At 63.8% G+C, this 7110-nt stretch carries 7 protein-coding genes and 1 pseudogene; 1 reads left to right on the forward strand and 7 read right to left on the reverse strand.

The features are described 5' to 3' along the window. Positions 1–160 precede the first annotated feature (160 nt). Entirely contained in the window at positions 161–3013 is a 2853-nt protein-coding gene (locus Q4G24_RS10160; RefSeq protein WP_303366415.1) for a bifunctional [glutamine synthetase] adenylyltransferase/[glutamine synthetase]-adenylyl-L-tyrosine phosphorylase, read from the forward strand. Positions 3014–3074: 61 nt separating this feature from the next. Here the strand turns inward: Q4G24_RS10160 and Q4G24_RS10165 are convergent. From Q4G24_RS10165 to Q4G24_RS10195, 7 genes and pseudogenes are all read right to left on the reverse strand, one after another. Then, positions 3075–3707, reverse strand: a pseudogene (locus Q4G24_RS10165) (glycosyltransferase family 2 protein); the annotation flags it as partial. 35 nt (positions 3708–3742) lie between these two features. Next, positions 3743–4783, reverse strand: coding sequence for a tyrosine-type recombinase/integrase (locus Q4G24_RS10170; RefSeq protein ID WP_303366416.1), 1041 nt, complete (start codon positions 4781–4783; stop codon positions 3743–3745). Between the two features lie 38 nt (positions 4784–4821). Continuing rightward, positions 4822–5052 carry an AlpA family transcriptional regulator gene (locus Q4G24_RS10175; protein WP_303366417.1) on the reverse strand — a complete coding sequence of 77 codons (231 nt, stop codon included), beginning with the start codon at positions 5050–5052 and terminating at the stop codon, positions 4822–4824. 192 nt (positions 5053–5244) lie between these two features. Continuing rightward, entirely contained in the window at positions 5245–5673 is a 429-nt protein-coding gene (locus tag Q4G24_RS10180) for a hypothetical protein (RefSeq protein WP_303366418.1), read from the reverse strand. A 97-nt stretch (positions 5674–5770) separates the two neighbouring features. After that, a complete protein-coding gene (locus Q4G24_RS10185) occupies positions 5771–5992 on the reverse strand; it encodes a hypothetical protein (protein ID WP_303366419.1) in 222 nt (73 codons plus the stop codon). Next, positions 5986–6234 (reverse strand): DUF2312 domain-containing protein, encoded by a 249-nt coding sequence (locus Q4G24_RS10190; protein WP_303366425.1) that lies wholly within the window; start codon positions 6232–6234, stop codon positions 5986–5988. Before Q4G24_RS10190 ends, Q4G24_RS10185 begins: the two co-directional genes overlap by 7 nt. A gap of 409 nt (positions 6235–6643) precedes the next feature. Next, on the reverse strand, positions 6644–7000 hold the full coding sequence (locus Q4G24_RS10195; RefSeq protein ID WP_303366420.1) for a hypothetical protein: 357 nt from the start codon (positions 6998–7000) through the stop codon (positions 6644–6646). Positions 7001–7110 lie beyond the last annotated feature (110 nt).

The following is a 7110-nucleotide window of genomic DNA, read 5'->3' on the forward strand; positions in this document are numbered from 1 at the left end:
GCATTGCGGCGGTAGGGTGAAGCATCGCTGACTTTCGGTTGGCTGGACTGTTTGTTCAAAAGGTAACAGCCGATTTTACCTGCGCCAAGCATTGTTAGCGCCTGTTGAAACAGTATTTTACGCCATTGACGGCGCAAATGGCTGCGTTAACCCTATTACCATGAGCTTTGCCGATCAGATCACCCGCCAGCCGATTCCCTATGATACCGAACGCGGTCAGCATCTGGCTGCGCTGTTTGCCGACCTTGACCCGAGCTTGCGTGGTCTGGTTCAGGGCATGGGTGGGTGCAGCCCCTATCTGTCGGGTCTGGCCGAGCGGGAGGCCGACTGGCTGCGCGACGCTCTGGCCGATCCGGCGCTGATCGGGCCGGCCGCAGCCCGGCGGCTGGTGGCGCAAAGCCTTGCTGCGGCCAGCGATGCAGAAGATGCGGATGCGCTTGGCCGCTTGTTGCGGCAGGCAAAGCGGCGGGTCGCGCTGTTTGCCGGGCTGGCTGATCTTGGCGGCGTCTGGTCGCTGGATCAGGTCACGACTGCGCTGACCTTGCTGGGGGAGCAGGCCACCGATCTGGCGCTGCGCCTGCATGTCGCCGCCGAAACGCGGCGCGGCAAGCTGCCCGCCAGTGATGCCGATGCTGGCGGGATTTTTGCGCTGGCGATGGGCAAAATGGGTGCCTATGAGCTGAATTACAGCAGCGACATTGACCTGATCGTGCTGTTTGACGATGCGGCCTATGACGCAGCCGACCGGATGGAAGCCCGCGCCGCGCTGATCCGTGCCACCCGCAAAATGGCGGCAACGTTGTCGGATATTACGGCAGATGGCTATGTGTTCCGCACCGATCTGCGGCTGCGCCCGGATGCGTCGGTGACGCCGGTCTGTATTTCGGCCAGCGCCGCGCTGGCCTATTATGAAGCCGAGGGCCGCACCTGGGAACGTGCCGCCTATATCAAGGCCCGCCCCTGCGCCGGGGATATTGAGGCCGGGCAGCGGTTTCTGGACGAGCTGCGCCCCTTTGTCTGGCGCCGTCATCTGGATTTCGCGGCGATTCAGGACGCCCATGACATGCGGCTGCGCATCCGTGACCATAAGGGCCTGCATGGGCGGCTGGATATCCCCGGACATAATATGAAACTGGGGCAGGGTGGTATTCGTGAGATCGAGTTTTTCACCCAAACCCGCCAGCTTATCGCGGGCGGGCGCGACCCGGAATTGCGCCTGCGCGGCACGGTCGAGGGGCTGGCGGTGCTGGCCCGCAAGGGTTGGGTTCCACAAGAGGTCGCGGACCGGCTGACCGATCATTATGTCGAACACCGCGAGATCGAGCATCGCGTGCAAATGGTAAATGATGCGCAAACCCATCTGCTGCCGACTTCGTCCGAGGGGCTGGACCGCATTGCCCGGATGATGGGGCAGGCCGATACGGCCGCTTGGGCCACCCGCCTGCGTGAGAGGCTGGCCGAGGTCGAGGCGCTGACCAGCGACTTTTTCACCCCCGAAGACAGCGTGGCGGAACGGCCGCAATTTGATGCGCATGGCGAGGAAATCATCACCGGCTGGCTGCGCTATCCGGCGCTGCGCTCGGCGCGGGCGCAGCAGATTTTCCGCCGGATCGAGGGCAGCCTGCTGGGGCGGATTGCCGCCAGCGCCAACCCGGATGAGACGCTGGCGCGGTTTGATGCCTTTCTGGCTGGTCTGCCTGCCGGGGTGCAGCTTTTCTCGCTGTTCGAAGCGAACCCGCAACTGGTTGAATTGCTTGTTGATATATGCGGAACTGCGCCGGGGCTGGCGGGCTATCTGTCGCGCCATCCGGGGGTTCTGGATGCCGTCCTGGGCGGCAGTTTCTTTGACGCATGGCCCGGTGTCGCGGCGTTGACCGAAGCTCTGGCGCAGGTTTTGCAAACCACGCTGAACAGTGCGGGCGGCGGTTATGAACAGGCGTTGGATGCGGCCCGGCGCTGGGCGCATGAATGGCAGTTTCGCACCGGGGTTCACCACCTTCGCGGGCTTATCGGGGCCGAGGAGGCGGGTGGGCAATATGCCGATATTGCCGATGCCGCGATAAGGGCGCTGCTGCCGCTGGTCAGCGATCATTTTGCGGAACGCCACGGCACCCCGCCAGGTCGTGGGGCGGTGGTCGTGGGGATGGGCTCGCTGGGTGCGCGGCAGTTGAATGCGGCCTCGGACCTTGATCTGATCGTGATTTACGATGCCGATGCCAGCGCCGAATCGGATGGGAAAAAGCCTTTGTCGGTGCGGGTTTACTATGCCCGGTTGACGCAGGCGATCATTACGGCCCTGTCGGCACCGACCGCCGAAGGCCGCCTGTTCGAGGTGGATATGCGCCTGCGCCCTTCGGGGCGGCAGGGGCCGGTGGCGACCTCGCTGCAATCTTTCCGCGCCTATCAGATGGATGAGGCCTGGACATGGGAACATCTGGCCCTGACCCGCGCCCGTGTGGTGGCGGTTTGCGGCCCTGATGGCGACACGCTGGCCGATGATCTGGAAGCGTTGCGGGTCGAGGTTCTGCGCACACGCGGGGGGGATAAGCGGGTGCTGCCTGATCTGGCCGAGATGCGGGCACGGATTTTTGCGGCGAAATCGCCGGAAGGCCCGTTCGAGGTCAAGATCGGGCCGGGCCGGTTGCAAGACATTGACTTGTTGGCACAGGCTTGCGCCCTGATCGGGGGCGAGCCTGCCCGCGCCGCCAATGCGCAGCTTCGTGCAGGCAAGCGCCACGGCCTGATGGAAGCGGCGACAGCGGATCAGCTTGCCGCTACCCGCCGCCAGTTGTGGGAGGTTCAGGCTGCAGCACGTCTGCTGAGCGACCGCGCCCTGACACCTGAAACGCTGGGCCGGGGTGGTTGCGACTTTTTGCTGCGCCAGACCGGCGCGGACAGTATCGAGATGCTGGCCGCCACGCTGCACCAGCGCATCACTGAGGCCGCAGATCTGATTGCGGCGCTGCTGCCCGAGGCCGCGCCGGGCGATGATGCGCCGGGTGAGGGCGGCTAACCACCGGCGCAGCCTGTTAACCCACCCGGCCAAGCAGCGCCACTTGCCCCCAGTCGCCGGCAGGGGACAACGGATGCGGCAGACCAAAGGCGATCAGCCAGAAGCTCCACATGGTCGGGGCCAGCAGGGACTGGCTGAGCGCACCAAGAAACTGAAGCTGAAAGCCGATGAAACGCTTGGTCCCGATCTCGCGCCACAGTCGCACGGGGTCGCGCATATGGACCCCCCATGTCATTGCATAACCCTTGATCCAGCGCGACCGCTGTTTGATCCATGGCAGGGTGCGGCAGTTGGCTTCTTCGTGGGTCGTGGTGTCGAGGATCTCGGTTCGCCAGCCCATACGGGCCAGACGCACGCCAAGATCGGCGTCCTCGGTCACGTTCCACGCATCCCAGCCGCCTGCCGCCTCGATCATCGGGCGGCGGAAAAACAACGTCGTGCCACCAAGCGGAACCACCAGCCCCAATTGCGCCACGCCGGGCAGCCAGGCGCGGAACCATGATGCATATTCGACGGTAAAACAGCGCGCCAGCCAGTTGGTGCGCGGGTTGTAATAGTCCAGCACACCTTGCAGGCAGGCGACATCTGCGGGGGCTTCGGCAAAGCGGTGGGCGACCTTGTGAAGCTGGTCCGGCTCGGGCCGGTCCTCGGCATCCCAAATGCCGATAATGCTGCCCCGGCAGAAGTTCAGCGCAAACTTGCGCCCGCTATTTTCGCAATTGATTTTATTTAGTTTTTCGCCGTTTTTGTATCATGACTTGCGGGTGATACACTGTTCTGTTCTTGTTCCGCCCCCGTAACCAGACGTTTTGCATCGGCGGTTTGGGTGTAATGCTGGGCCTCGGTCAGGCTGGCGTGGCCGCCCCATGCCATGATTGCGTGCGCAGACCCGCCCGCCTCGGCGATCATCGTCAGCCGGGCTTTGCGCAGGCCGTGCGCGGTGCGGTCGGTCAGTCCGGCGGCGCGGGCGGCAAGGCTGATGATGCGGGATAGGCCCTGCGGGGTCCGGGGGCGATTTTGGGCGGTGTGCAAAAATGTCAGTCCGCCGGTCAGGCATTGCAACGCCTCGATCATCTGGCGGCGCTCATCCGCCCATGCCTCTGCCCATGCAGGCAGGGGGGCGGTCCACGGGATGTAGGCGGGACCTCCGGTCTTGGATTGGCGGAACGTCAGGATGCCGTCGCGGTCGATGTGCTGGCGGCCAATTTTAACCGCGTCAACCGTCCGCGCCCCGGTCCAGAGCAGCAATTCAAAGCCCGCGCGTTGGACGCTGCTGATCGGCCAGCGGGCGCGGTATCGGGCCAGATCGTCGGCTGACCAGACGATGTATCCTGATGTTTTTGGCAGGGTCGGGCGTTTTACGGTGGCGGTCGGGTCGTCGTTTATCAGCCCGATTGCGACCGCATGGCGCATGATCCGTTTCCACGCGTTGAGCCGTGCCAGCGGGCGTGTCCCGGCCAGCTTTGCCAGATCGGCGGCGATGTGCCGCGCCTTGATGCTTTGCAGCGAGACGTGGCCGTAATCGGTCATGATCGCCTCGGTATGCCGGATCAGGGCGGCGCGATGGGATCGTGATTGCCCCCGGATCGCGGCTGACCCCTTGAACGCGATGCAGGCGGCGGCCAGCGATCCGCGGGCGACGGTGCCGGGCTTGGCGGGCGGGTGGTAAGTCCCGGCCTCGCATTTGGCCCATGCGGCGACAAAATCGGGGTGGGTCTCGGGGATCCCGTCCGGCAGGCGGATGCCGGTCGCGCGGTGATAGCGGATCACCGTCCCGCCGCGCTTTTGCCGCCTGATCCCCTTTAGCCTCACAGCCCAAACGCCTTGTCGCATGATGCCGCCTCGTCCTCGGTCCCGCCCTCATAGGGCAGGGCTGCGGCGTAGGCGTCAAGGTCCAGCCGATCAAACAGCCGCCGCCCGCCCATGACCTTGCGCGGGATCGGCAGGCCGCGCAAGGTGCTGGTGCTGACGCCGATGTATGCTGCGGCGTCCGTCGCGCCCATCAGGCGCGGCGCGAATGTCAGGTCGATTTTGGTCATCACACCCCCTCAATCGCCGCAAAAAAAGCCGCGCCCATGAGTTCTACTGCCGCCACGCCAAGCCCGGTTGTGGCCCCATAACCAATCCATGCGGCCAGCGCCCCGCAAGCGGCCCCGCATAGGTATAGCGCCCACGACAGGCTGATGCGGGGCAAAGGCAGCTTTTTGTTGCAGTAGGGGCAGCGGCAGTAATCAATCATTGACCATCTCCGGGGTGATAAGGGGGCCGTGGCAGGTGCAATACAGGTGGCCGTCATCGTCCCATCCAGCTAAATTATCTGGCGTGACGGGGTTGCCGCACAGATCGCAAAAGCGGGGATAAGGACCAGTAGCCGCTTTTATCTGTTCTTCGCGCCATTCGCGGTGGTGTTTTTTAAGGTCTTGCGCGTGGCTTTCTTTGCTGTGCGGCCATGGGGCCGCGTAGGCAAAGCACAGGACGTCCGTTTTTCGGCGGATGTGGTTAAACAAAATCGCATTAGCTTTTGCGGCTTGATCCACCGCAGCTTCGTAGCTGGTTGTTGCATAAACGCCGTCCTCGCCCAAAACATGGACACACCATAGGGTCAGGTTTGCATTGGCGTGTGCAAGTTGTATGGCTTTGGTCTCGGGGTTATTTGTCATCTTTACCATCCAATTCCGCCGCAAACTTTGTTTCGGTCTCGGTCGCGGCGGCCTCGATCACGCCATCCTCTGACGTCTGGTGCTGGCTGGCCTCGTGCTAGCCGGTTGCGCGCATCACGGCATGAGCCTGCCGCATCAGGTCGCGCAGGCGGTTGTTCTTGGCTTGCAATCCGCGGAGGGTGGCTTGGAGATTGGCCCGCACATACTCGACGGCGTCAGCTTCATCCATTTCGATGCCTGGGGCCGGATTGTCGCACCAAAGCGTCTCACCGCCTGCGCCCGGCAGGAGCCATATGCGTTCAGGGTGGCGGGTCACCATTCCATCCCCAAGGCGGCTTTATACACTTCCAGAATCGCTTCTTCTTCTGCGATGTCGTCGCCGTCGCGCTTGCGCAGGGCGATGATCTTGCGGATCACCTTGGCATCAAACCCGCGCGCCTTCGCCTCGGCCATGACCTCTTTCTGATGCTCGGCAATGTCCTGCTTTTCAGCCTCAAGCTGTTCGTATCGTTCGATGAACTGGCGCAACTCATCGGCGGGGATGCTGTAACTGTCGGTCATTGTGGTTCTCCTTTCACGGCCAACAGGCCGGTTGAATAAAGCCGGGTCAGCCGCAAGCGCAGCGGCAATGGACGCGTGACGCGGTGCCTCTGCGGCATCGACCTCTTGCACTGGCGTCTGATCATTCATCTTTCGATCCTCTCGATTTCCGCGCGGGACGCAGCCTGCAACCTGACCGCTGCGCCCCACGATCCGCCGCACCGTGCGGCGAATGGGTGTTTCAAAGGGCCGCCCCGGCTGATTGAGGGGTGCGCCGGGGCGGCAGGTGCTGTGTGGGGCAGTGCGGCACAGGACAGGCCGGGTGATCCACGCAGGGTCCGTTAATCTCGGTCCGTCAGGACCATCAGCAGCATCACGACAAGCGATGCGGCGACGGTGCTGATCAGGATCAGGGCAATCGGGTCCGTGGTCATTGCGCACTCCGGATCAGTTCCAGCGCCGCGAACAGGACGGTCAGTGCCGGGAAAAACAGCAGGCCAAGGGTGATCCCGGCGGCGATGTAGCCCGCCTTTGCCAGCCAGCCGTTGCCCGGCACCCAGTCCAGCCCGGTCGGGTCGTTGGCATGGGTCTGGCGTCCCGCCTCGGCGTGGTATTGCTGGACCTCGTGTTGCGCCTGATGGGCGCGGACCATTTCGGCGCGGGCGTAAGCCCATGGGTCGTCAAAGGCCGCAAAATCGGCCTGATCGTCAGCGGTCAGCGGATAGCCGCGCTGGCGGATGATGCCGACCTCCAAAGCGTCGGCGGCGGTGCGGGGGTGGATGGTCATTGCTCTGATCCTGTCTACTGTCGTTCTGGATGCTGGCCCGCACGGGGCCAGACACCGGAATGTCAGCCGTCGCAGCGGCCGAGGCCGCTGCCGTCGCCGCGGCCGAAGCC

Origin of the sequence: Paracoccus sp. (in: a-proteobacteria) (assembly GCF_030538695.1) — a bacterium.
Lineage (GTDB): Bacteria > Pseudomonadota > Alphaproteobacteria > Rhodobacterales > Rhodobacteraceae > Paracoccus.

Bases quoted from the DNA above. Each gene is read 5' to 3' on its own strand.
- Q4G24_RS10175 (WP_303366417.1), bottom strand. From the start codon at position 5,052: ATGACCAAAATCGACCTGACATTCGCGCCGCGCCTGATGGGCGCGACG.
- Q4G24_RS10190 (WP_303366425.1), bottom strand. From the start codon at position 6,234: ATGACCGACAGTTACAGCATCCCCGCCGATGAGTTGCGCCAGTTCATC.
- Q4G24_RS10180 (WP_303366418.1), bottom strand. From the start codon at position 5,673: ATGACAAATAACCCCGAGACCAAAGCCATACAACTTGCACACGCCAAT.
- Q4G24_RS10160 (WP_303366415.1), top strand. From the start codon at position 161: ATGAGCTTTGCCGATCAGATCACCCGCCAGCCGATTCCCTATGATACC.
- Q4G24_RS10185 (WP_303366419.1), bottom strand. From the start codon at position 5,992: ATGGTGACCCGCCACCCTGAACGCATATGGCTCCTGCCGGGCGCAGGC.
- Q4G24_RS10195 (WP_303366420.1), bottom strand. From the start codon at position 7,000: ATGACCATCCACCCCCGCACCGCCGCCGACGCTTTGGAGGTCGGCATC.